This is a genomic window from Arthrobacter sp. Soil763, from assembly GCF_001428365.1.
GTDB lineage: Bacteria > Actinomycetota > Actinomycetes > Actinomycetales > Micrococcaceae > Arthrobacter.
Genome location: NZ_LMSH01000004.1, coordinates 358,331 through 378,544, shown reverse-complemented (window position 1 = coordinate 378,544; position 20,214 = coordinate 358,331). Strand labels below are relative to the sequence as shown.

20 protein-coding genes and 1 pseudogene are annotated in these 20,214 nt (G+C 67.7%); 4 read left to right on the top strand and 17 right to left on the bottom strand.

Annotation, left to right across the window (positions count from 1 at the left end; genetic code table 11):
• Nucleotides 1-15 precede the first annotated feature (15 nt).
• From ASG71_RS14750 to ASG71_RS14715, 8 genes are read right to left on the bottom strand one after another with little or no spacing between them, the layout of a single operon-like run.
• On the bottom strand, nucleotides 16-921 hold the full coding sequence (locus ASG71_RS14750) for an alpha/beta hydrolase (protein ID WP_056740601.1): 906 nt from the start codon (nucleotides 919-921) through the stop codon (nucleotides 16-18).
• Entirely contained in the window at nucleotides 918-1,595 is a 678-nt protein-coding gene (locus ASG71_RS14745; protein ID WP_056740599.1) for a TetR/AcrR family transcriptional regulator, read from the bottom strand. Before ASG71_RS14745 ends, ASG71_RS14750 begins: the two co-directional genes overlap by 4 nt.
• Nucleotides 1,592-3,211 (bottom strand): class I adenylate-forming enzyme family protein, encoded by a 1,620-nt coding sequence (locus ASG71_RS14740; protein ID WP_082575223.1) that lies wholly within the window; start codon nucleotides 3,209-3,211, stop codon nucleotides 1,592-1,594. Before ASG71_RS14740 ends, ASG71_RS14745 begins: the two co-directional genes overlap by 4 nt.
• A complete protein-coding gene (locus tag ASG71_RS14735) occupies nucleotides 3,208-4,434 on the bottom strand; it encodes a branched-chain amino acid ABC transporter permease (protein WP_082575211.1) in 1,227 nt (408 codons plus the stop codon). The genes ASG71_RS14740 and ASG71_RS14735 overlap by 4 nt, the downstream gene beginning before the upstream one ends.
• Nucleotides 4,431-5,306 carry a branched-chain amino acid ABC transporter permease gene (locus ASG71_RS14730; protein WP_056740597.1) on the bottom strand — a complete coding sequence of 292 codons (876 nt, stop codon included), beginning with the start codon at nucleotides 5,304-5,306 and terminating at the stop codon, nucleotides 4,431-4,433. The genes ASG71_RS14735 and ASG71_RS14730 overlap by 4 nt, the downstream gene beginning before the upstream one ends.
• Entirely contained in the window at nucleotides 5,303-6,088 is a 786-nt protein-coding gene (locus ASG71_RS14725; protein WP_056740596.1) for an ABC transporter ATP-binding protein, read from the bottom strand. The genes ASG71_RS14730 and ASG71_RS14725 overlap by 4 nt, the downstream gene beginning before the upstream one ends.
• Nucleotides 6,085-6,849, bottom strand: a complete 765-nt coding sequence (locus ASG71_RS14720) for an ABC transporter ATP-binding protein (RefSeq protein WP_056740595.1) — start codon at nucleotides 6,847-6,849, stop codon at nucleotides 6,085-6,087. Before ASG71_RS14720 ends, ASG71_RS14725 begins: the two co-directional genes overlap by 4 nt.
• Nucleotides 6,850-6,909: 60 nt before the next feature.
• Nucleotides 6,910-8,109: a substrate-binding domain-containing protein gene (locus tag ASG71_RS14715; protein ID WP_056740594.1), complete on the bottom strand. Its 1,200-nt coding sequence runs from the start codon at nucleotides 8,107-8,109 to the stop codon at nucleotides 6,910-6,912.
• 291 nt (nucleotides 8,110-8,400) lie between these two features.
• On the opposite strand from ASG71_RS14715, the gene ASG71_RS14710 reads away from it, so the two are divergent.
• Nucleotides 8,401-8,886, top strand: coding sequence for a hypothetical protein (locus tag ASG71_RS14710; protein ID WP_056740593.1), 486 nt, complete (start codon nucleotides 8,401-8,403; stop codon nucleotides 8,884-8,886).
• A gap of 47 nt (nucleotides 8,887-8,933) precedes the next feature.
• Here ASG71_RS14710 and ASG71_RS14705 read toward each other — a convergent pair whose 3' ends face one another.
• The 6 genes from ASG71_RS14705 to ASG71_RS14680 form a co-directional block, all read right to left on the bottom strand.
• Nucleotides 8,934-10,277, bottom strand: coding sequence for a M16 family metallopeptidase (locus tag ASG71_RS14705; protein WP_056740592.1), 1,344 nt, complete (start codon nucleotides 10,275-10,277; stop codon nucleotides 8,934-8,936).
• Nucleotides 10,278-10,398: 121 nt separating this feature from the next.
• Nucleotides 10,399-12,642, bottom strand: a complete 2,244-nt coding sequence (locus ASG71_RS14700; protein WP_056740590.1) for a polyribonucleotide nucleotidyltransferase — start codon at nucleotides 12,640-12,642, stop codon at nucleotides 10,399-10,401.
• 245 nt (nucleotides 12,643-12,887) lie between these two features.
• Nucleotides 12,888-13,157 carry a 30S ribosomal protein S15 gene (rpsO, locus tag ASG71_RS14695; RefSeq protein WP_056740588.1) on the bottom strand — a complete coding sequence of 90 codons (270 nt, stop codon included), beginning with the start codon at nucleotides 13,155-13,157 and terminating at the stop codon, nucleotides 12,888-12,890.
• A gap of 196 nt (nucleotides 13,158-13,353) precedes the next feature.
• The gene (gene kynU, locus ASG71_RS14690; RefSeq protein WP_056740804.1) at nucleotides 13,354-14,607 is read right to left on the bottom strand and encodes a kynureninase; all 1,254 of its coding nucleotides are present in this window, start codon (nucleotides 14,605-14,607) and stop codon (nucleotides 13,354-13,356) included.
• A gap of 8 nt (nucleotides 14,608-14,615) precedes the next feature.
• Complete coding sequence (kynA, locus tag ASG71_RS14685; protein ID WP_056740586.1) at nucleotides 14,616-15,470, bottom strand: tryptophan 2,3-dioxygenase; 855 nt, start codon at nucleotides 15,468-15,470, stop codon at nucleotides 14,616-14,618.
• 41 nt (nucleotides 15,471-15,511) lie between these two features.
• A complete protein-coding gene (locus tag ASG71_RS14680; RefSeq protein WP_056740584.1) occupies nucleotides 15,512-16,528 on the bottom strand; it encodes a bifunctional riboflavin kinase/FAD synthetase in 1,017 nt (338 codons plus the stop codon).
• Between the two features lie 236 nt (nucleotides 16,529-16,764).
• Here ASG71_RS14680 and ASG71_RS14675 point away from each other — a divergent pair, with 236 nt between their 5' ends.
• Nucleotides 16,765-17,568 (top strand): DUF937 domain-containing protein, encoded by an 804-nt coding sequence (locus ASG71_RS14675; protein ID WP_056740582.1) that lies wholly within the window; start codon nucleotides 16,765-16,767, stop codon nucleotides 17,566-17,568.
• 75 nt (nucleotides 17,569-17,643) lie between these two features.
• Here the strand turns inward: ASG71_RS14675 and ASG71_RS16840 are convergent, their stop codons facing one another.
• Complete coding sequence (locus tag ASG71_RS16840) at nucleotides 17,644-17,976, bottom strand: hypothetical protein (protein WP_200948006.1); 333 nt, start codon at nucleotides 17,974-17,976, stop codon at nucleotides 17,644-17,646.
• A 262-nt stretch (nucleotides 17,977-18,238) separates the two neighbouring features.
• On the opposite strand from ASG71_RS16840, the gene ASG71_RS14665 reads away from it, so the two are divergent.
• Together ASG71_RS14665 and ASG71_RS14660 are read left to right on the top strand one after the other, a co-directional pair.
• The gene (locus tag ASG71_RS14665; RefSeq protein ID WP_056740580.1) at nucleotides 18,239-18,664 is read left to right on the top strand and encodes a GNAT family N-acetyltransferase; all 426 of its coding nucleotides are present in this window, start codon (nucleotides 18,239-18,241) and stop codon (nucleotides 18,662-18,664) included.
• Between the two features lie 96 nt (nucleotides 18,665-18,760).
• Complete coding sequence (locus ASG71_RS14660; RefSeq protein WP_056740579.1) at nucleotides 18,761-19,171, top strand: hypothetical protein; 411 nt, start codon at nucleotides 18,761-18,763, stop codon at nucleotides 19,169-19,171.
• Here ASG71_RS14660 and ASG71_RS14655 read toward each other — a convergent pair.
• Both ASG71_RS14655 and ASG71_RS17215 read right to left on the bottom strand, forming a co-directional pair.
• Nucleotides 19,158-19,934, bottom strand: a complete 777-nt coding sequence (locus ASG71_RS14655; protein WP_056740577.1) for a class I SAM-dependent methyltransferase — start codon at nucleotides 19,932-19,934, stop codon at nucleotides 19,158-19,160. The genes ASG71_RS14660 and ASG71_RS14655 overlap by 14 nt on opposite strands.
• A gap of 120 nt (nucleotides 19,935-20,054) precedes the next feature.
• Nucleotides 20,055-20,207 (bottom strand): annotated as a pseudogene (locus tag ASG71_RS17215) (HNH endonuclease); the annotation flags it as partial.
• Nucleotides 20,208-20,214 lie beyond the last annotated feature (7 nt).

Genomic DNA, 20,214 nt, shown 5'->3' with positions numbered 1-20,214 from the left:
GGACGGCCCCGGGCCTCAGCTTCCGGCCAGGGCCTCGCGCACGCTGTCCGCCACGACCGCGGCGCCGGCTTCGCCCATGACAATCGTGTAGTGGTTGACATCCGGCACCTCGCCGACCCGCAGGCTGGGCAGCTTCTCCGCCCAGCCTTCCAGGTAGCCGGGTGCATAGAGGGCGGCCGGTTCATTGAGCAGGCCCCGCGGCGCCCGCAGGACCACGGCATCAACGGCGAGTTCGTCCAGGGCCTTCAACAGGGAGGCGCCCCGGTGCAGGTCCGCGGTGTCCTCGGCCATCGCCTCGTACCGCGTTGCGGGCCGAAGCTCCGGCTCCTCGCCGGTCAGGTCATAGTCCACATAGGCGTCCACGAGCGGACCCCAGTCTGCGCTGAAGGCGGGGTGCTGCCGCCAGAAGGACCGGTAAACCTCCCGGCTGGGGAAAGTGGCGTTCAGGCGCTGCGCGGCAGGTCCGAGCACCGAGGAAATGATTTCTTCGTCCGAGAGACCTTCGGGGACCTGCAGCGGCAGTCCGCCGTCGACCAGCACCAGCGAGCGGACGCGCTCCGGGAACCGGTTGGCGAGCACGAGCGAGGCGAAGCCGCCCATGGAATGCCCCACGACGACGACCGGGCCGGGAGCCAGTTCGGCGAGTACTGCGGCGAGGTCTTCGGCGTGCGAGGGCATCCCGTAGGGGCCGGGCAGTGAGTTGCTGCGGCCGCGGCCGCGCAGGTCGGGGGCGATGATCCGCACGTCGGGAAGCGCGGCCGCCACGTACGCCCAGGCCTTGTGCGAGGCGGTCACGCCGTGCACCGCGAGGATCGTGGGGGCGTCCGGATCCTCCGGGCCCCAGAGCGCGGTGTGCAGCGTGCCGCCGCGGACCGCCACGTCGACGGTGCGGTAGGTGTCCTGGTTCGTGGTCTGCGTCATGGCTGTGTCCCTTCCTGGGGCGGGGTGGGGTTAGCGGCGGGGTCCGTTGCGGATCCGGGGTCGGGCGCAAGCGCCCGTTCGATGAACTGCATCATTTCCTCGAAGACTTCTTCCGGCACGTCGGGGCGGGCTCCGGCGGCGGGTTCGGCGCCTTCCTCGTCCCAGAGCACCCAGCGCATGCCGATCAGTTCGCCGATGCCCATCAGCGCCCAGGCGGCCACGGTGGGGTCCATTTCCCGGACCTCGCCGCTGAGCTGGGCCGCCTTCAGGCCTTCAATGTAGCCGTTGACAACACGGGTGTAGTGCAGCCGCAGGGCGCCGGGAGAGACGAACTCGGCCTGCCTGATGATGCGGTACAAGGCGGGGTGCTCGGCGGTGAAGCGGAAGAAGGCCCTAAAGCCGGCGCGTTCGGCTTCGAGCCGGGTGCCGGCGGCGCGGGCGGCGTCGGTCATGGCGTGCCGGACCCGCCGGTTCAGGTCCTCGACCACTTCGTCGAAGATGGCCTGTTTGCCGTCGAAGTACAGGTAGAAGGTCCCGAGGCCAACGCCGGCTGCCTCGGTGATCTTGACGATCGAGGCCTCGTGGTAGCCCACCGAGGCGAAGACCGACTCCGCGGCCTCGAGCAGCTTGGCCCGGGTGCGGGTTCCACGGGCGGTGCGCGGCGCGGCGCTCATCGCCGGCCGCCTGCCGCGGACGCGGCCGCCCGGGCGTTCCCGGCCTCGGGGCGGCCGGCCAGCTCCTGCCGGAGCTTGGCGCGGAGTACCTTGTTCAGCGCCGTGCGGGGCAGCGCGGAGACCATCTTGACCCGGGCCGGCACCTTGAAGCGGGCCAGCTGGGAGCCGCAGTGTTCCAGGAGCTCCTGTTCGTCCGTGGCCATGCCGGGGCGGACCACGACGAAGGCCATGCCGGTTTCACCCCAGCGCGCGTCCTCCACCCCGACGACGGCGGCCTGCGCCACCGCGGGATGGGTCAGCAAGGCGGCCTCGACCTCGGCCGGTGCCACGTTCTCGCCGCCGGAGATATAGATGTCCTTTAGCCGGTCCACCACCTTGATGTACCCGTCGGCGTCGCGCTCCACGAGGTCGCCGGTGCGCAGCCAGCCGTCGGTGAGGACGGCGGCCGTGGCGGCGGGGTCCCGGAAGTAGCCGGCAAACACTCCCGGGCCGCCGACCAGCAGCTCTCCGGTCGCGGCGCCGTCGAGGATTTCACCGGTGGCGGGGTCCGCCACCGCGACGGCGACGTGCGGGTAGGGCTTGCCGGAGTAGCCAACCATGCGTTCGGCGTCCTCGTTCGGCAGGCACAGGACGTTGGGCGAGGCCTCGGTCAGTCCGTACCCCTGGCTCAGGGCCACTCCGCGGCGGTGCCAGATCCGCAGCAGCGGCGCCGGCATTGGGGCCCCGCCCACCACCGCGTGGCGCAGGCTGCCGAGTTCGGCGTGGGCAAAGTCCGGGTGTTCGGCGAGCATGAGGTACTGGGTCGGCACCCCCATCAGCATGGTCACGCCGCGCTCCGCGATGAGCTGCAGGACGCGCCCCGGATCGAATCCGCGTTCCAGCACCACGGTGGCGCCGACCCACCAGGCCAGCAGCGGCTGGATGTTCCAGCCGCCCACGTGGAACTGCGGCAGCACGGCCAGCACCACGTCGTTGCTGCCCATGTCCAGGGTCCGCGAGAGCGAGAGGTTGTTCCAGAAGCAGTTGGCGTGGGTCAGGACGGCGGCCTTGCTGGCGCCCTCGGTGCCGGAGGTGAAAATCATCAGCAGGGCATCGTCGTCGCGCACTTCCCGGCGTGGCGTGCCGGCGTCAACGGGGGCCGCCGGGCGCACGTGCGTGGGCGGCGGTACCGACTTTTCGACGCCGCCGGGGCCCAGGGCAACGGTCCGCGGCCGGCGCGGCAGTAAGGCGCACGCTGCGGCGGCAAGGGCGTCGAGGTCGCCTTCAACCAGCAGCAGCTGGGGCTCGGCGACCTCAAGCTGGGCCGCGAGCTCCTTGGGCGAGAGCCGCCAGGACAGCGGGACCAGGACCAGCCCCGCCTTGGCACAGGCGAAGAAGGCCACGACGTGGTCCGAGCTGTTACCGGTCAGGCTGGCGATCCGGTCCCCGATCCGGTAGCCGGCGGCACGGAACCCGTCGGCCAGGGCGGAGGCGCGGCGTTCCAGCTCGCTGTACAGCAGTGTGCAGCCCCGGTCGTCAATGGCGACCCTGTGCGGGGTGGACAGGCTGCGGTCCGTGGTCCAGCGGCCCAAGGTGTGCAGGCCGTCGGCGCGGTTCGGACCGGTCGGGTGGCTCATGCGGCGTCCTCCAGGATGTCTTGGGGAGTCTCGGTACCGCCGCTGCCGGCACTGGTGCCCCGGCGGCGCTGCGCCAGCCGCTCGGCGGTACCAGCGAGGCCGCCGGGCAGGAAGAGCACCACCAGGATGAAGAGCGTGCCGAGGATGAACAACGGTTCTGACAACGGTACCCGCAGGATGTCCGGGAGTGACTTTACGGCCTCGGAGTTGGCCAGTGTCGTAAGCCGCTGGTCGAGGATGGTGTAGAACACGCCGCCGACCACAGCACCCCAACGCGAGCCCACGCCGCCCAGAACCACCATCACCAACAGCATGATGGTGAGGTCCGAGGAGATGGCCCGCGGCACGGCGCCACTCTGCAGCAGCAGGAAGACCATGCCGATCACGGACACCAGGATCGCGGAGAGAACGAAGATCAGCAGCTTGACGAGGTAGGGCTGCAGGCCCAGGACCCGGACGCGCAGTTCGTTTTCGCGCACGGCGGCCGCGGTGTGCCCGGCACGGGAGGACTGCACCCAGGTGACGATGACGAAGACGGCCACCAGCACGGCCAGCGCCAGCCAGTACAGGTTGCGGGTGTTGACGACGCCGACCAGGAAGTCTGGCAGGTTGTCGGTGCGCAGCGTCATACCCTCGTCGCCGCCGGTCCTGCCGTCGGGGTTGCGGCCGACGATGACCGACCCGGCCTGGGCGAACGCCAGCGTGACCATGGCGAAGGGGATGCCGCTGACCCGCAGGCTGATGCTGCCGACCACGTGTGCCAGCACGATCACAACCAGCAGGGTCAGTCCCATCGCCGGAAGCAACGGGATGTCAAAGTTCTGCAGAATGATCGCGAGCCCGTAGACGCCGGCTCCGAAGTAGAGCGCGTGCCCGAAGGACAGCAGCCCGGCAACACCGAGGAGCAGGTGGTAGGTCAGGGCCGCGGCCGCCATCAGCATGGACATGGCCAGCAGCTGCAGGGATCCCGGGGTGTAGCTGGGTCCCGGCAGCACGCCCGGCAGCGAAATGTTCAGCAGCGGAAGCAGGACCAGGAGCAGTACACCGGCCGCGCCCGAGGCCCACGCCACCAGCCTTCGGGCCCCCGCGCCGGGGCGCGCTCCGCCGGGTCCGGCACCGGGTCCTCCCACGACGTCGGCCTTCCGGCTCCGGCGGGCTGCGCCGCCGTCGGCCGCAGGCTGTGCGGAGCCCCCGGTGCTCGAGGTGTCGGTTTCGGTGCTCATGCGGTTCTCCCAAGCAGGCCGGTGGGACGGAACAGCAGGACGAGCGCCAGGGCGAGCACGACGACGAAGTCGCCGGTGCCGCCGAGGTAGAAGTTCGCGAACTGCTGCAGGACGGCGACGGCGACGGCGGCGATGGCCGCTCCGGTCAGCGAGCCGAGCCCGCCGATCACCGTGACGATGAAGGCGAAGATCAGCAGCGAGCCGCCGAGCATCGGTGAGACGTAGCCGAAGTAGTGCGAGGCGAGGACGCCGCCGAGTCCGGCCGCCGCCCCGCCGATGGTGAAGACGAGGGTGAAGGCCTTGCGGACGTCGATGCCGAGGGCGGTGACCATGGACCGGTTTTCCACGCCGGCTCGGATGATCATGCCGTAGCGGGTCTTCTTGAGGAAGAACACCAGCGCCAGCAGCACCAACAGGGCGGCGACTATACAGACGAAGCGGTCGTTGGGAACCCGGGCGCCGAGGATGTCGGTGGTGTCCTTGAACCACGCCGGGCCCTGGATGTATACCGGGTCGGTTCCCCAGGTGCCGTCGAACAGTGCGACGGCGGCGAGGGACAGGCCCAGCGTGACGAGCACCTGTTCGATGTGGCGCTGGTAGAGCCGGCGGATCAGGACGAACTCGGTGAACGCGGCAAAGGCTGCGCCGGCGGCCGCCCCGATGACGAGGGAGAGCAGGAAGACCCCCCAGTTGTCAGAGCCGGCGCGGCGGGCCATCTCCCAGCCTGTGAAGGCACCGAGGGTCAGGAAGGCGCCGTGAGCAAAATTCAGCACCCCCATCAGCCCGTAGATCAAGGACAGCCCGGCGGCCACGAGGAAGTAGAGTGCACCCAGGCCGAGGCCGGTGAACAGTAGCAGGACGAGGGTGCTCACAGGGCTGCGCCTTTCTGGGCTGGTTCCGCGGCGGTCTCTCCGTGGGAAGCGGTGTCGCTGGAGACACCCAAGTGCCGTTGGATCAGTCTGGCGTCATCGAGGAAATCGAGGGCACGGCCGGTGTGCACCACGCGCCCGCCGGAGAGTACGACGACGCCTTCTGCAAGCTGGCGGACGACGTGCAGGTTCTGCTCGACCAGCAGAATGGGGACGGTTCTGGCCGCTTCGGCCAGCGTTTCCGCCACCTCACCGACGATCTTTGGCGCGAGGCCCTTGGTGGGCTCGTCGACCAGCAGGATCTTGTTGGTGTTCAACAGTGCCCGAGCCAGCGAGACCATCTGCTGCTGGCCGCCGGACAGCGTTCCGGCCATCTGCCCGGAGCGCGCCAACAGGTCCGGGAAAAGCTCCTCCACCAGTTGCCTGCGCGGGGCGGCGTCGCGTTCGGCAAGCCGGAGATTCTCCGCGACCGTCAGCTCGGAGAAGACCTCACGGTCCTCCGGGACGTAGCCAACCCCACGCTGGATGATCTTAAAGGTGGCTTCCTTCTCGATCCGTTCGCCGGCCAGTTCGACGACTCCCGCGCGGTCGATCAGGCCGATGATGGCCTTGATGGTGCTGGTCTTCCCGACGCCGTTGCGGCCCAGCAGGGCGGTGATTCCGGTCGCGGGCACGGTGAAGGACACATCTTCCACCACCTGTTGCCCGGCTATCCTGGCGTTGAGGCCCTCGACCCGCAGGATGGGCGGGGCTTCAGTGGCGCTGCGTTCGGCTGCGGTGCTCATACGGGTTCTCCGAGGTAGGCGCTTTGCACGGTGGGATCGGCCATAACGGCGGCCGGGCTGTCCAGGGCCAGCAGGCTGCCATGGTGCATCACGGCAACCCGGTCGACCAGGCCCAGCACAACGTCCATGTGGTGCTCGACCATCATCACGGTGCAGCCGCGGTCCCGGTGCATTCCCCGGATGATCGCGGTGAGGGACGGGACGTCCCCCGACGCCACCCCGGCCATCGGCTCGTCGAGCAGGACAATTGCCGGGTCGGTGGCCAGCAGCACGGCGATCTCCACCTTGCGCTTCTCGCCGTGCGAAAGGTCGCCCGCAGCCGTCGTGAGTTTTCCGGTGAGGCCGACCTCCGCGATCGTGTCCCGTGCGATCCGGGTGGCTTCGTCCGAGATTGACGGAAAGCGCAGAACGCTGAAGCTGCCACCCAGTTTCGCTTGGGCGGCGAGTCGGACGTTCTCCAGCACGCTGAGCCGGGGAAACAGGTTGGAGGTCTGGAAGGTCCGTCCCAGCCCTGCCTTCGCCCGGCGGTGGATGGGCGCGGCCGTGATCTCCCTGCCGTTCAGCGTGATGCTGCCCGCGGTGGGCCGCGTCACGCCGGAAATCAGGTTGAACAAGGTGGTCTTGCCGGCCCCGTTGGGGCCGATGACGCCGATCATTTCGCCGGCGCCGACGGCGAAGCTCACATCCTGGAGGATGCGTGCACCGCCGATCTGCAGACCAAGGCCATCCACCTCGAGGGCGGGCAGGGCTGGGGTTGTCATACGGTTCCTTCGTTCTAGCTCGCTGGCGGGCGGGGTGAGCCGAAGCTCAATGCCGCTGGGCTACTTCTTTTCCGGCGGAGCGACCGTCTCGCCCGGGATCGCCTTGACCAGCTCGGGGATCCAGGTATCACCCTTCTTGGCGAGCTTGGCCTGATACATGTCCTGGATCAGGGCGTGGTCTGATGCGCGGACGGTCTGCTTGCCCTTGGGGCCGTCGAAGCTGAAGCCTTCAAGTGCCTTGACCATTGCATCAGGGTCCGTCCCGCCGCCTTCCTTGATTGCCTGGGCGATCAGCTGGCCAAGGACGAAGCCGTCCGGGGTGAACAGGTCCGGCTTGTGGCCGGCCTTCTCGACGGTGGCGATCATCTTCTTTTCCACCTCGGTCCCCGAGGCACCCGGGAAGTAGTGGCTGAGGAAGCTGATCTTGGAGCTCGCAGGGCCGTAGGCGCCGAAGCTGGACGCGTCGCCCAGACCGGTCACGACGGGGGCGGCGTCAAACACTCCCTGCTGGCTGAGCGCTTGCCACATGCTGCCGGTGGTTGCCCCGGCCCAGGCCACGAAGACCATATCCGGCTTGGTGTCGAGGAGCTGACGCGCAAACGGGGTCAGTTCCTGGTTTTCCGGGACCAGGACGGAGTCCACGGTCGCGCCCTTGGCTCCCAGGACAGCCTTGACGGCGGCGACGTTGCCCTGGCCGAAGGCGTTGTCCTGCGCGAAGACGACGACCTTCTTACCCTTGGTGTCGATGAAAGTGCCCGCGGTGGCGACGTCCTGCAGGCTCTGGCGGCCGGAACGGAAGGTGTACTTGTTCACGCCCTGGATCGCGTCGGTGGCCGCAGCCCCGGAGATGTAGAGGATCTTGTTCTGCTGGGCCTGCTCCGCGAGCTTCACGGCGATACCTGACGACGCCGTGCCGCCAATGATCTTGTAGCCCTTGCCGATCATGTCCTTGGCCGCGGTAACTGCTTTGTCCGGATCGCCGGCGTCGTCCGCGTAGGTCAGGTTGATCTTGGCGCCGTTGATCTCGCCGGTGCCGCCGGTCGCGTAGTCGATGCCGGCCTGCAGGCCCTCGTAGTAGGTGGCGCCGTACGCCGCAAGGGGTCCGGTCTTTGAATAGATGATGCCTACGTTGACGGGTTCGGCGGCGTTGCCGGCACCGCCGGAACCCGCCGGCGCGGCCGAGCCGGTGGGGGCGCAGGCGCTGAGGGCGAGCCCGGTCGCCATCACGGCGACCATCAGGAACTTCTTTGTATCCTTCACGGGATGCCTTTCGTTGAGAATCCGCGGAATCAGGGCAGGGAGATCCGGCAGGAGGTCTGACAAGGGAGTGAACTGAACCTGAAAGGTGATTCAGATTACGGCAAATCTATGGTGCAGCTCACACGGTGTCAACGGGATTCAACGCCCGCCCGATAACGAACTGGCAACGTTCGAGCACGGCATGGCTGCCCCTCCCCCGGATCCGGTCGGGGTCGACATCCTTTACAGCCGCCGGACAGGGCGTGATGATGGTGGCGGGGCCAGTCTGAGGGAAACCGACGCGGAGGAAGCATGGACCGACCGCTGCCAGGCAGCGCACTCGAGGCGCTGGAATCCTTTCTGGGGCAGTGGAGCGGCACCACCCAGTGGGAAGCCACGGCATGGGGTCCGGCCCGGACCGCCGGGGCCGAAGTGGTCTTCGCCCGCGCCGCAGCCGGCCTGGCAGTGACGATGAGTTATCGCCATACGGATTCCGACGGCGTTAAAACCGAAGGCATCGGCGTTTTTACTGCGGACACAGCCCACCCGGACACGCTTTGGTACCACGTCAACAGCATGGGCCTGCCTCCGGAACCGCCGGCCCGCGCCAGCTGGCACGATGGCACCCTGACCATCGATCGGCGGAGCGACCGCGGTACAGCCCGCCACACGCTGCGGGTGGAGGGCGGCAAGCTGATCCACTCTGCCGGGTTGCGGCTGGGAAAGGCGCGTGAGTTCAGCCCGTTCATGACCACAGTGTGCCGACGTGTCCCCGAGCCTGCGCCCGTCGCCGTCTGATCTGAGAAAGGATCCGCCGTATCCGCGCCGGAGGTGAGGGAGCGTCGTTAGAGGCCGAACGTCTCGGTTTCCTCGAACGGTCCAACGACGGTCACGGTGCGCGGGGCGGCGGCGAGTTCGCGGGCCAGTTCCTGGACCTCGGCGGCGGTGACGGCCTTGATCTGCCGGAGGGTTTCGTCGATGTCCTGGTACTCGCCGGACACCAGTTCCGCGCGGCCCAGCCGGGACATCCGCGAGCCGGTGTCTTCGAGGGCCAGGACAATTCCGCCGCTGAGCTGGCCGACGGCCTTGCGCAACTCCTCCTCGGTGATGCCGCCCTCGGCCAGCTTGTCCAGTTCGGCGCCGAGCAGGTCCACGACCTGGCGGACCTTCGACGGCGTGCAGCCGGCGTACATGCCGAAGTAGCCGGCGTCGGCGTAGGAGGAGGCGAAGGAGTACGTCGAGTAGACCAGGCCGCGCTTCTCGCGGACCTCCTGGAAGAGCCGGGAGGACATCCCGCCGCCGAGGACGGCGTTGAGCACGCTCATCACGAACCGGCGGTCGTCGGTGGCGACCAGGGAGGGGCAGCCCATGATGATGTTGGCCTGTTCCACCGGGCGCTTGACCACGTGCAGGCCCGCGGTTCCGGTGATCGAGGCGCGCTCGGTGGAGCGGCGCTGCACCGGGGCGGCGTCGTGCTCGAGTTCCCAACCGGCGGAGTGCAGGGCGTCCACGACGAGTCCGCAGACGACGTCGTGGTCCAGTCCCCCGGCGGCGGTGATGACCAGCTCGTCCGGTCGGTAGTAGCGGCGGTAGTGGTCCCAGACCGAGTCACGGGCGACGGCGCGGATCGCGTCGGGCGTGCCGCCGATCGGCCGGCCCAGCGGGTGCGTGCCGAGGACCGCGGCGACGAAGTGCTCGTGCGCGACGTCGGTGGGGTCGTCGCTGTCCATCGCGATTTCCTCGAGGATGACGTCGCGTTCCTGCTCCATCTCCTGCGGATCCAGCACAGCACCGGTGATCATGTCCGCGATGACGTCGATGGCCATCGGCAGGTCCGTGTCCAGCACCCGGGCGAAGTAGCAGGTGCTCTCCTTGGCGGTGGCGGCGTTGGATTCCCCGCCGACCTCGTCGAACGCCGAGGCAATTTCCAGGGCGGTGCGCCGCTTGGTGCCCTTGAACAGCAGGTGCTCCAGGAAATGCGTGGAGCCGTGCTGCCCGGGGGCTTCGTCGCGCGAGCCGACGCCGACCCAGAACCCGATCGTGGCCGACCGCTGACCCGGCATCGCTTCGGTCAGCACCCGGACCCCGCCGGGCAGCACCGAGCGCCGCACTTCCGAGCCGCCGTCGGCTCCGTGGACGAGGGTGTCAGCGTGCTGGTTCTGCTCGAGCGGCAGGGGGACGACAGTCATCAAGGCCTTTCAGGAAACCGTTGCGGAAAACGCGCCAAATCTGCCTGCAATCCTACCTGCCTTTAACGGCAGCGGGGCCGGTGGACGAATCCACCGGCCCCGCTGCGCGAGTCAGGAAAGACTACTCTGCGGACTCCTCGGAGACCCCAGCGTTGCCGGCATCCCCTGCCTCATCCGCCACGACGGGCGAGAGGGAGAGCTTGCCGCGGTCATCGATCTTGGTGATTTCCACCTGGATCTTCTGGCCGACGGAGACGACGTCCTCGACGTTGTCCACGCGCTTGCCGCCGGCGATCTTGCGCAGCTCGGAGATGTGCAGCAGACCGTCCTTGCCCGGGGTCAGGGAAACGAAGGCGCCGAAGGTCGTGGTCTTGACGACCGTGCCCAGGTAGCGCTCACCGATTTCCGGGACCTGCGGGTTAGCGATGGCGTTGATCGCGGACCGGGCGGCGTCGGCGGACGGGCCGTTGGTGGCGCCGATGTAGACGGTGCCGTCGTCCTCGATCGAGATGTCAGCCCCGGTGTCTTCCTGGATCTGGTTGATCATCTTGCCCTTCGGGCCGATGACCTCGCCGATCTTGTCTACCGGGATCTTGACCGCGATGACGCGCGGCGCGAACTCGGAGAGCTCGTCCGGGGTGTCGATCGCGGAGTTCAGCACGTCCAGGATGTGCAGGCGTGCTTCGCGGGCCTGCTTCAGGGCGGCGGCCAGCACGGAGGCCGGGATGCCGTCGAGCTTGGTGTCCAGCTGGATGGCCGTGACGAACTCGGAGGTACCGGCGACCTTGAAGTCCATGTCACCGAAGGCATCTTCGGCGCCGAGGATATCGGTCAGGGCGGCGTAGCGGGTCTGGCCGTCGACCTGGTCGGAGACCAGGCCCATGGCGATACCGGCAACGGCGGCCTTCAGCGGCACACCGGCGTTGAGCAGCGACAGCGTGGAGGCGCAGACGGAGCCCATCGACGTCGAACCGTTGGAGCCGAGGGCCTCGGAGACCTGGCGGATCGCGTAGGGGAACTCTTCGCGGCTGGGCAGCACCGGCATGATGGCGCGCTCGGCCAGGGCGCCGTGGCCGATTTCGCGGCGCTTCGGGGACCCGACGCGGCCGGTCTCACCGGTGGAGTACGGCGGGAAGTTGTAGTTGTGCATGTAGCGCTTGCGCGTCACCGGCGACAACGAGTCGATCTGCTGTTCCATCTTGAGCATGTTCAGCGTGGTGACACCCATGATCTGGGTCTCGCCGCGCTCGAAGATGGCCGAACCGTGGACGCGGGGCAGGACCTCGACCTCGGCGGTGAGCTGGCGGATGTCCGTCAGGCCGCGGCCGTCGATGCGGATCTGGTCCTTGAGGATGCGCTGGCGCACGACGTGCTTGGTCACCGAGCGGAAGGCTGCGGAGAGTTCCTTCTCGCGGCCTTCGAACTGGCCGGCCAGGGAGGAGATGACCTCGTCCTTGAGCGCGTCGGAGGCGTTGTCGCGTTCCTGCTTGTCAGCGATCTGGAAGACGGCGGCAAGCTTCTCGGCGGCAGCGGACTCGACGGCGGCGTAGACGTCGTCTTCGTAGTCCAGGAAGACCGGGAACTCGACGGTCGGCTTGGCAGCACGGGCTGCCAGGTCGGCCTGGGCCTCGCAGAGGGCCTTGATGAACGGCTTGGCAGCCTCGAGGCCCTCGGAGACGACCTCTTCGGTCGGGGCGGTGGCGCCCTGCTCCTTGATGAGGTTCCAGGAGTTGTCGGTGGCTTCGGCTTCAACCATCATGATGGCGACGTCGTCGCCCGCGATGCGGCCGGCAACGACCATGTTGAAGACGGCGTTCTCCAGCTGGGAGTGCTTCGGGAAGGCCACCCACTGGGTGCCGTTCTCGTCGGCGACGAGGGCAACGCGGACGCCGCCGATCGGGCCGGAGAAGGGCAGGCCGGAAAGCTGGGTGGACATCGAGGAGGCGTTGATCGCGACGACGTCGTAGAGCTCATCCGGGTTGATGGAGAGCACGGTGACGACGATCTGGACCTCGTTGCGCAGGCCCTTGACGAACGCGGGACGCAGCGGGCGGTCCATCAGACGGCAGGCCAGGATGGCTTCCGTCGAGGGACGGCCTTCGCGGCGGAAGAACGAGCCCGGGATACGGCCCGCGGCGTACATGCGCTCTTCGACGTCGACGGTCAGCGGGAAGAAGTCGAAACCTTCGCGCGGGTGCTTGCCGGCGGTGGTTGCGGACAGCAGCGCGGTCTCTTCATCGATGTAGACCATGGCTGCGCCGGCTGCCTGCTTGGCAAGACGGCCGGTTTCAAAGCGGATAACCCGCTTGCCGAAGCGGCCATTGTCAATGACGGCTTCTGAGAACTGGATTTCGGGACCCTCCAAGAGAGTCACCTCCGTTTCTTGGTTTACGGAGTCCAGCCGCATCAACCCAGCCCAGCATCTGTCTACTGGACTGCACTGCACCCGGTCATCGATCGAGACCCACGGGCTGGGGCTTCAGTTCATTGAAGCCGCTCCCGGAGGTCACTACCGAGGACCGCGAATGCGTGATGCGGTTGATCCTCCTGTTGAGTTTTGTTTGAAGAAGGCGGCCCCTTCCGATGGAAAGGGCCGCCCCTTAGAGCTGACTAGCGGCGCAGGCCGAGGCGCTCGATGAGCGCACGGTAGCGGTTGATGTCAGTGTTCTTGAGGTAGGTGAGCATGCGCTTGCGACGACCAACCATGGCCAGCAGACCGCGCTGGGTGTGGTAATCGTGCTTGTGCTCCTTCATGTGCTCAGTCAGATCCTTGATCCGCTGGGTCAGAACCGCAACCTGGACCTCCGGCGAACCGGTGTCGCCCTCGGACGTTGCGTATTCCTTCATGATGGACTGCTTTACAGCGGCGTCAAGTGCCACAATAACTCCTAGAGTTGTGCCGTGAGGCCCGAATCAGTAATTCACTGCCGGGGGTGCCGCGCCGAATCGCCTCCCGAAGGAAGGTCTGCCGACACAGCAGGAACCAGCCGCCACGGACTGCAGCCGGAACCAACGCCTAGTTTACTGGCACGCCGTCGAAGTTGTCTAAACCATCCGCCCCGGCGGCCGGGCGCCGCTACTGTTCCGAGGCCAGCAGCTCCCGGATTGCCGCGACCCCGCGGTAGACCTCGGCGAACGAGGTGCTCAGCGGGGAGAGTCCGATCCGGATGCCCTGCGGGGCGCGGAAGTCCGGGATCACGTCCTGCTCCCAGAGCGCGGCGGTCATGCCGCGGAAGGACGGGTGGTCCACGGTGATGTGGCTGCCGCGCCGTTCCGGGTCCCGCGGGGTGGACAGCCGCACGCCGGCCGGTTCCAGCCAGGCGTCGTGGAGTTCGACGGCGAACGCGGTCAGTTGGCGCGATTTCTCCCGGACCGCGGCCATGCCGGTTTCTTCGAGCAGGTCCAGGGTGCCGCGCATCGCGAGCATCCCGAAGACCGCCGGGGTGCCGCTGAGGAAGCCCCGGATTCCGGCGGCGGCCTGGTATCCCGGGCCCATTTCGAAGGCGTCTTTGCGCCCCATCCAGCCCCAGATCGGCTGCTGCAGGCCGGGGAGGTGCCGGGCGTTGACGTAGCCGAAGGCGGGTGACCCCGGTCCCCCGTTGAGGTACTTGTAGGTGCAGCCGGCCGCGAAGTCCACGTCAGCGGCGTCGAGGCCGATCTCCACCGAACCGGCCGAATGGCACAGGTCCCACACCACCAGGGCGCCGGCGTCGTGCACGGCAGCGGTGATGCCGGGAAGGTCCGCCAGGAAGCCGGAGCGGTAGGCGATCTGGCTCAGGACCACGACGGCGGTCGCCGGGCCGGTGGCGGCGCGCACCTGGTCCACGGTTACCCCGGCGGCCGGGTCGGGCTCGATCCACCGCAGGGTGAGCCCCTCCTCGCGGGCGATACCCTCGACGAGGTACCGGTCGGTGGGGAAATTTTCCGTGTCCAGCACAATCTCGGTCCGGGCCCGGTCTCCGACCGCAGCCAGGGCGGCACGGATCAGCTTGTAGAGCACCACCGTGGTGGAGTCGGCAATGATGGTCTGCCCGGGAGCGGCGCCCAGCACGGCCCGGCCGAGCTGGTCCCCGATGCTCTGCGGCAGTTCGAGCCATTCCTCGTCCCAGCCGCGGATCAGGCGGCCGCCCCAGCTGTCCTTGATGAAGCTGGCAATGTCATCTGCCGTGCGCTTGAGCGGCCGGCCGAGCGAGTTGCCGTCCAGGTAGCACAGTTCGGACTCCGCGCCGATGAAGTGGTCGCGGTAGCCCGCCAGCGGGTCCGCGGCGTCAAGGTCAAGGGCGCGCTGCCACAGGGCTGTGTTGTCGCCGGCGGGGCCGGGCGCGGGCATGGCGGCGCTCACTGGCCGATCTCCGTGCGTACCGCAAAGAGCTCGGGGAAGAAGGTCAGGTCAAGGGCCTTCTGCAGGAAGGCGGCACCGCTGGATCCTCCGGTTCCGGACTTCATGCCGATGGTCCGCTGCACGGTGCGCAGGTGGCGGAAGCGCCAGAGCTGGAAGTTGTCTTCGAGGTCCACGAGCTCCTCGCAGGCCTCATAGGCACCCCAGTTGTCGGCGGCGTTCTCGTAGATGTGCTTGAACACCGGGACCAGTTCGGGGGTGAACTCGTGGGCCTGGCTGACGTCCCGGTTCAGGACCGCGGCCGGCACGTCGAAGCCCTGGCGCTTGAGGTAGGCGAGGAAGTCGTCGTAGATACTGGGCGCCTCCAGCAGCTCCTGCAGCATGCCGTGGGCTTCGGGATCGGATTCGAACACCGGCAGCATCTTGCGGTTCTTGTTGCCGAGCAGGAATTCCACCGCCCGGTACTGGCTGGACTGGAACCCGGACGAGTTGCCGAGGAAGCCGCGGAACTGCGAGTACTCGGTGGGGGTCAGGGTGGCCAGGACGGACCACTGCTCGGTGAGGGTCTTCTGGATGTGCTTGACCCGGGCGATCGCTTTCAGGGCCGAGCCGAGGTCATCGGCGCGGAGCCAGGCGGCGGCGCTGCGCAGTTCATGCAGGACCAGCTTCAGCCACAGCTCCGTGGTCTGGTGCTGGATGATGAACAGCAGTTCGTCATGGTGCTCCGGCTCGCTCACCGGCTGCTGGGCGCTGAGCAGCGTGGGCAGCTGCAGGTACGAGGCGTAGCTCATCCGGGAGCTGAAGTCCCGGACGATGTCCTTGTCCAGTTCCCGGGTGTTCTTCTCGAGTGTCACGTCTTGCCTTCCTCGGCGTGGTCTGCGGTCGTGCGGGCGGGTCAGCTGCCGGTCAGGAGGTCGTGGGCCTGCACGACGTCCAGGCGCATCTGTTCCACCAGAGCCTCCGGGCCACGGTACGCGACCATCCCGCGCAGGCGGGCCACAAATTCCACCACCACTGTCTGGCCGTAGAGATCGAAGTCTTCGACGGCTTCTTCGGGCCGGTCGATCACGTGGGCTTCGACCTGACGGCTGACGCCGTCGAACGTGGGGTTGGACCCGACGGAGATTGCGGCCGGCCAGCGGGTGCCCGCTTGGTCGACGAGCCAGCCGGCGTAGATGCCGTCCGCCGGGATGAAGCCGGTGGCGTCCGGGGAGAGGTTGGCGGTGGGAAAGCCGAGGTCGCGGCCGCGGGCCGCGCCGTGGACCACCTCGCCGCGCATGCGGTGCGGCCGTCCCAGGACCGCCGCTGCGGTGGCGACGTCGCCCTCGCGCAGGGCTTCCCGGACCCAGGTCGAGGAGCAGCGCCGGTCCTCCACGCCGTCGTGCGCACCGCCGTCGTGCGCACCTTCAGCGCCGCGGTGCAGCGGGTAACCTTCCGAACCGAACTCACTGATGACCTGGACCTCGAAGCCGAGCTTCTCCCCCAGTTCCTTCATGGTGTCCAGGTCCCCCGAGTTGCCGCGGCCGAAGCGCGCGTCGTGGCCGATCACAACGTGGCTGGCTTTGAGGGCGCCGACAAGCACCGAGGAAACGAACTCCTCCGGCGTCAGGCTGGCCAGTTCGAGCGAATACTTCATGACCAGGACCGCGTCCAGGCCCACTTCACCCAGGGCCACGAGCTTGTCCTCGAGGCCCATGATCAGTTCGGGTGCGGACTCGGGCCGGTGGACCTGCGCCGGGTGCGGGTCAAAGGTGATGGCGACGGCACGGGCATGATTCAGGCGGGCGGTGCGGATGAGCTGCGAGAGCACCTGCTGGTGGCCGCGGTGCACACCATCGAAGTTCCCGAACGTGACCACGGAAGGGCCGAAGTCCGCCGGGACTTCGGACGGATCGTTCCAAATGTGGACCATCAACCTCGCCTTTTGCTTCCTGCCTGTGCTTTTCCGGCAGCGTCGGGGCGGCTCCGGAACTCTCCTAGGTTACCCGTAAACGTCCCCGGCGCCGGACGCTTCGCGGGGCCCCGGTGAATGCCTTTCTGCCCCCTTGACGCCGGGCTACGATGCAAGGGCAGCAGTTCGACGGCGGCAACGCTGCCGCCGCCACCACCCGTCGCCGCAGGCCTGTCCCGCGGCAGAAGGAGAACGCCATGACTGAGCTTCAAGACATCCTCGGGCAAATCCCCGTCGATCAGATCGCCGGCATGCTCGGCACCGACCGGCAGACCGCCCAGTCCGCGGTGGAGGCAGCGGTCCCCACCCTGCTCGCCGGTCTGCACAACAACGCCCAGGCCCCCGAGGGCGCCGCTTCGCTGGAGTCGGCGCTTGGCCAGCACCGCGACGGGCTGGTCGACGGCGGTGTGGACGTGGCGCAGGTGGACACCGCCGACGGCGAAAAAATCGTCAACCACGTTTTCGGCGGCCGGCAGGACCAGGTGGCCAGCCAGCTGGCGGGTACGGCGCAGCTTGGCGGAGTGGGCGGTGACCTGGTCCGTAGGCTGCTCCCGATCCTGGCGCCGATCGTCATGTCCTACCTGGCCAACAAGGTACTCGGCGGACGCGGCCGGGCGGGCCAGGCCGGCGGACAGCCGGGAGCCGGTGGCATCGACCTGGGCGGAATCCTGGGCGGGATCCTCGGCGGCGCCGGGGCCGGCGGGGCTGCAGGCGGCGGCCTGGGCGACATCCTCGGAGGCATGTTCGGCGGGCAGCAACGCACCGCCAACGAGGCCGTGGCCCCGGACGAGGCCGCAGCCCGGAATGACGCGGGACCGGGGCTGCAGCCGGTTCCGCAGACCCAGGACGCCGGCACGTCCGCTGGCGCCCCGCAGCCGGGCGAGCTGATCGACATCGACCTGCCCGGGCAGGACCAGCAGGGCCCGGGACAGAACGAGGAACCGCGCAAGGATGAGGGCGGCCTCGGCGGGCTGCTGGGCGGGTTGTTCGGGAAGAAGTAGTTTCAGCGGCGGCGGCCTCCGGCGGGTAACTGGTAACACCGGAGGCCGTTCACCGTTAACAGGTCCGGCTGCGCACTACCCGGCGCGGCGCGGGTCTGCTTCAGGGAGCCCCTGAAGCCATTCCTCGAGTTCGCGGGGGTGGCGGAAGATGAGGACCTTCGAGGCGCCGGGAGCCTTTTGCAGATCGCGCATGACCCGTCGCTTGCGTGTAAACGATCGGAAATGCCATCCGATGATCGAGTCGGTGGCAAGGAGGCGGCCGAGCGTTTCCTTGTTGCCGTTGCAGACCTCTTCCCGGGCGATGACGCGGCGAAGTGAGCGCCGGATCAATCGGAACAGTGAGAGCCACCGTGGGTAGTCGAGGCCCACGATCAATTCCGCGCGCGGCACCACGAGGTCACGCCACACGCCAAGGCACTGTCGAGGACCCACTGATCCTGGCCGGCGATGTGCGCTGCGAGCTCCCGCTGTATGGCGGTGTCGGGCTGCCGCCACCCCGGGAGCCAGCCGATGTCGTCGTCGGCCGAGAACTCCGGGAGCCCCGTTCGTGCCGCGTAGGCATGGGCAGCGGAGGACTTTCCGCTTCCGGTAACGCCATAGAAGAGGACTCGTGACGGAGCAGCTGTCGGTTCCGGGGTCTGCACGAAGTTCAGCATGCCACACTGGTCCGATGCCTCAGTTTTCCGTCTCCGCCAGCCCGGACGTGTCCGACGCCGAGGCGTTGGCGCTCTACGAATCGGTGGGATGGGCCGCATACACCCGGGATCCGGAAGTGCTGGTGCGGGCCATCCGGAACTCATCGTTCGTGGTTGCCGCGCGCGATGCCAGCGGGACCCTTGTGGGCCTGGCCCGTGCGGTCTCGGATGACGCGACCATCTGCTACCTGCAGGACATCCTTGTGGATCCGACGTTTCAGGGCTCCGGCGTGGGGCGCGCCCTGCTGGAAGAGGTCCAGCGGCGGTATGGACACGTCCGTCAGACCGTTCTCATCACCGACAACGAGCCCGGCCAGCGCGCATTTTATGAAGCTCTGGGTTTCACGGAGGGTGCCGACTTCAGTCCCGGGCCGCTCCGCGTTTTCGTCCTGTTCCGCTGAAGCGCCGGCAGGCTGTTCTCCATGGACCTTGTTCCCCCTGGCAACTAAGGTCTGAGCATGCGGAGAGTAGCGGGGGCAGCGGTGAACGGAGCGCTGTTGCTTTTGCTGCTTTGCGGTTGCTGGCTTATCCCGGTAGGCCGCACAGACGTCTGCGTCGATTGGGTGCAGTTCGAGACGATGCAACAGCGCTTCGACCACGCCGGTGCGGTCTTGGTCGGCAATCCGCTGAAGCGGGACGGCGAGTTCCGGATCTACGGATACCAGGCGAACGTCCACACGGTGGAAGTTGAGCAGGTGATCAAGGGCGGAATCGGTGCGGGCCCGGTACGCGTGGCCTCAATGCCCGCGACTTGCGGTCAGTCCTATCCGGACGGCGACCCGCTCGACACAAGTGCCCGGCAACTACTTTTCCTGACCGAGCAGAACGGCGAATGGTTCACGATGACGCCGGGCCAGGGCACGGCGCCGTTCCCGGCGGGCACTCCCCTCCCCTTCAAAATTCCTTAAGACGCGATTCAGCTGCAGCCAGCCGGTAAACCGACACGTGGCTGCGGGATTCTCCGGTGAAGTCGCTGCCATCCCAGTCCGCCCATCTGGATTCCAGCTCAAAGCCGGCCAGTTTCGCCATAAGGTCGAGCTCGCTGGGCCAGATGTAGCGGTGTGGCGTCCCCCCAATTCGTGCCTCCCTTCCGTCGGAGAGTTCTGGACCAAACCCGACGTGGTGCGAGATGACGTGCTGATTGAGCACGTCAAAAGTGTCGACCAGCAGGTACCCCGGTCGGCTCACTTCAACGGTTCCTTGGTGGCCCGGCGGCGACGAACGCAGTTGCGGCACCCAAAGCTCGATGACGAAGCGCCCGCCGGGGGCCAGATGATTGGCAGCATTCTGAAAGCAGCGCACCTGGTCCTCCTGAGTCAGGAGGTTCGCGATGGTGTTGAACACGAGGAAAGCGAGGGAGAAGCTGTCGCCCGCAACCGCCTCAGTCATGTCACCCTGCACGACGGGGATCGCCTCCGCGCCGTCCTTCTCCCGCAAGCGGGAGATCATCGCATGGGACAGCTCGAGGCCGCTGACGTGCACCCCGGCCTGTGAGAGGGGAATGGCGACCCGGCCCGTGTCGATGGCAAACTCAACGGCCGGCCCGCCGCCCGCGAGTTCCGACAGGACTTCGACTGTGGGGCCAAGCACCTCGGGCGAGAACATTCCCTCTCCGGGGGTGTCGTACTTCCCCGCCGCTTCGTCGTCCCAGAGCTGCTGCTGGTTGATCATCCCGCCACTATTGCATCAACTGTGCGGTTCCCCTAGCGATCGAGGCGGTCCGCTGGGCCCAAGCTCGGGCGGGGCCGGCACATGGTGCCCGTCTCTACGGACCCTCAAGGCACAGGTGGTTCACGATCGGAAGTAGTGGTTTTGGCGTGGTTTTTGTTGGGGGTCGAGGTGGGGTGGCGGGGTGTACCAGGGGATGCCGGCGCGGACGTGGATGGTCCATTGTTCTTTGTGGATCACGTGATGGTGGTGGGAGCAGAGGAGGGTTCCGTTGCTGACTGCT

Bases quoted from the DNA above. Each gene is read 5' to 3' on its own strand.
- ASG71_RS14750 (WP_056740601.1), bottom strand. From the start codon at position 921: ATGACGCAGACCACGAACCAGGACACCTACCGCACCGTCGACGTGGCG.
- ASG71_RS14745 (WP_056740599.1), bottom strand. From the start codon at position 1,595: ATGAGCGCCGCGCCGCGCACCGCCCGTGGAACCCGCACCCGGGCCAAG.
- ASG71_RS14740 (WP_082575223.1), bottom strand. From the start codon at position 3,211: ATGAGCCACCCGACCGGTCCGAACCGCGCCGACGGCCTGCACACCTTG.
- ASG71_RS14735 (WP_082575211.1), bottom strand. From the start codon at position 4,434: ATGAGCACCGAAACCGACACCTCGAGCACCGGGGGCTCCGCACAGCCT.
- ASG71_RS14725 (WP_056740596.1), bottom strand. From the start codon at position 6,088: ATGAGCACCGCAGCCGAACGCAGCGCCACTGAAGCCCCGCCCATCCTG.
- ASG71_RS14720 (WP_056740595.1), bottom strand. From the start codon at position 6,849: ATGACAACCCCAGCCCTGCCCGCCCTCGAGGTGGATGGCCTTGGTCTG.
- ASG71_RS14710 (WP_056740593.1), top strand. From the start codon at position 8,401: ATGGACCGACCGCTGCCAGGCAGCGCACTCGAGGCGCTGGAATCCTTT.
- ASG71_RS14705 (WP_056740592.1), bottom strand. From the start codon at position 10,277: ATGACTGTCGTCCCCCTGCCGCTCGAGCAGAACCAGCACGCTGACACC.
- kynU (WP_056740804.1), bottom strand. From the start codon at position 14,607: ATGCCCGCGCCCGGCCCCGCCGGCGACAACACAGCCCTGTGGCAGCGC.
- ASG71_RS14680 (WP_056740584.1), bottom strand. From the start codon at position 16,528: ATGGTCCACATTTGGAACGATCCGTCCGAAGTCCCGGCGGACTTCGGC.
- ASG71_RS14675 (WP_056740582.1), top strand. From the start codon at position 16,765: ATGACTGAGCTTCAAGACATCCTCGGGCAAATCCCCGTCGATCAGATC.
- ASG71_RS14665 (WP_056740580.1), top strand. From the start codon at position 18,239: ATGCCTCAGTTTTCCGTCTCCGCCAGCCCGGACGTGTCCGACGCCGAG.
- ASG71_RS14655 (WP_056740577.1), bottom strand. From the start codon at position 19,934: ATGATCAACCAGCAGCAGCTCTGGGACGACGAAGCGGCGGGGAAGTAC.